Annotated in this window: 3 protein-coding genes; all 3 read right to left on the bottom strand. The window is 35.4% G+C overall.

The features are described from left to right. Positions 1-1,059 (bottom strand): F0F1 ATP synthase subunit alpha (atpA, locus tag GO685_RS04825; RefSeq protein WP_175937808.1); only part of this gene is annotated, 1,059 nt, incomplete at its 3' end. Further along, on the bottom strand, positions 1,056-1,616 hold the full coding sequence (gene atpH / locus GO685_RS04820) for an ATP synthase F1 subunit delta (protein WP_175937807.1): 561 nt from the start codon (positions 1,614-1,616) through the stop codon (positions 1,056-1,058). The genes atpH and atpA, both read right to left, overlap by 4 nt. 292 nt (positions 1,617-1,908) lie before the next feature. After that, the gene (locus GO685_RS04815) at positions 1,909-2,259 is read right to left on the bottom strand and encodes a TrbC/VirB2 family protein (RefSeq protein WP_175937806.1); all 351 of its coding nucleotides are present in this window, start codon (positions 2,257-2,259) and stop codon (positions 1,909-1,911) included. Positions 2,260-2,407 lie beyond the last annotated feature (148 nt).

Here is a 2,407-nt window from a genome sequence, read left to right as displayed (position 1 = left end):
GAAGATTTGCCCATCGGTAATCGAAATTACGTTAGTTGGAACATATGCAGATACATCACCAGCTTGAGTTTCGATAATTGGCAAAGCAGTTAGAGACCCCTGCCCTTTTTCATCAGACATTTTAGCAGCCCTTTCAAGCAAACGGGAATGTACATAGAATATATCTCCAGGGTAAGCTTCACGGCCAGGAGGACGCCTCAACAATAAGGACATCTGCCTATATGCTACAGCGTGCTTAGATAAATCATCATATACCACCAAGCAATGCATTCCATTATCACGGAAAAATTCTCCAATAGTGCAACCAGCATAAGGTGCTAAAAATTGCATAGGTGCGCAATCAGATGCACTAGCCACAACTACAGTTGTATACTCGAGTGCCCCACTTTCTTTTAGCTTATTTACCACTTTTGCTACTGTTGAAATCTTTTGTCCAATAGCAACATAAACACAGTAAACTTTTTGGTTTTCGTCCACTTCATCATTAATTTTCTTCTGATTAATGATTGTATCAAGCGCAATAGTAGTTTTACCGATTTGTCTATCGCCAATAATTAATTCACGCTGTCCTCTGCCTATTGGAATTAGTAAGTCTATAATCTTAATTCCGATCTGCAGAGGTTCATGCACAGATTTACGATCAATAATGCCTGGCGCCTTAGACTCCATGTCCATTTTGTTTTTGGTTCTAATTTCTTCGCCGTTGTCTATAGGGTAGCCTAATGCGTTTACGACTCTTCCCAATAATTCATGCCCTACAGGAACCTGCACAACATCACCACTGCATTTTACAATATCCCCTTCTTTGACATCACGATCATTACCAAGTATCACTATCCCAGCTATATCGTGATCTAAATCAAAAACTATTCCTTCTATACCACTTGCAAAGAATACCTTTTCACCAAATTTTGCTTTTTTGAGTCCGTAAACCAATGCAATACCATCAGTTACTGAAATCACTTCACCTATATTTTCTCGCTTTACAGGATTATCAAACGCCTCAACTTTTTCTTTTATTATGTTTACTACCTCAGAAACATTTATACCATTTTTCATATACAATTCCTTATTTTCAATATTTCCATTTTACTCAAATCAACCAATCTATCTAAGTAACTTTTCAGCGAAGCATCAATCAAATTAAAACCATACTTCACCACAAAACCGCCCAGTATAGAAGGGTCAACCACGTTACTTACCTTTGTTATTTTACCAAGAAAGTTCAGAGATTCAGTAATTATTTTTATATCTGGTGCCTTCAAAGCCTCTGCTGACTTTATAATAATCTCCAATTCGTTTTCATTTTCTCTCACAAGATTTAAGAATTTTTCTAATATCAGGATTAACAAATTAGAGCGCCTGTTGGCAGATACAACCATAATAAATTTTACTAAGCTCTCGCTTAAGTTTTCATTTATAGAGAGTATCACTTCTTTTTTGCGTGCAAGGGAAATCATAGGGTGAGATAGGTATATAAAAATATCACGTTGATTTTTTAAAAAATCCAACAAAAATTCTACTTCTTTTCTTATAGTACCTAGTTTATCTTCTGAGATATAAAACAGCGCTCTAGCATAAGATGAAACTAAATTATTGTATTGGGTCTTTTTCATATTAAATTACTTATATATAGCCGTGGCTTGACTACAAAACCCAGCCTAAAAATTCAGATTCCAGCAGGCTTTGTTGCGTAAAAAAACTACTGACAAATTCATTATAAAATAGCTATCAAGGGAAAAATATTCTAGAAACAATGAAAGTCAGTAATTAAACTGAATATAACAGATTGCTTAGAGAAAGGGAAGTATTTTTTTATTATCAATAAAGCAATTTGGTATTAGAAGTGCAAAGCAGCAACTATCAGCTGCAGAGTGTATAACGAAAGCGATTTATTGGCAAAAAGATTTATTTCTTTTCTTCCGCTCCACACTTGTCCATAATGGAAGTGTTTCCAGTACCACCTACACCACCGATTACTTTTGTCACAATAGCTTTTGCACCAAAAAACACAGCGCAAAATACACCGAGTGCAAAAAGTGCAGGCCAGGGCACTCTACCGAATATTGCAAGCAAAGCTGCACCTATTATTACTATGGTCATAAGAGGTCCACCTATTCCCCAAACGTATTTCATGATATTGCATATTACTTTGGTGGTTGCATCAAGATCACTATCAGCAGCACTGCTCATATGAGAAAAGGAAATAAATAATATTATAAGAAAAACACTAAAAACTTTTCTAATTGTAGGGTTCATCCCTATACCTTAAATTTAGACATTGTAATTATATCTAAAATAGTATAATTTTTGGTAAAGCTAGCATAAAGATTAAGAAGGTTCAAGCATCAGGCATAGCTGTACGAACATTGCAATTAGCAGGTAATTTGTGGGTGTCATGCAAGTA

Source organism: Wolbachia endosymbiont of Madathamugadia hiepei (genome assembly GCF_013366855.1).
GTDB lineage: Bacteria > Pseudomonadota > Alphaproteobacteria > Rickettsiales > Anaplasmataceae > Wolbachia.
The sequence above is the reverse complement of the archived record's forward strand: the minus strand, read 5'-3'. Positions and strand labels throughout refer to the sequence as shown.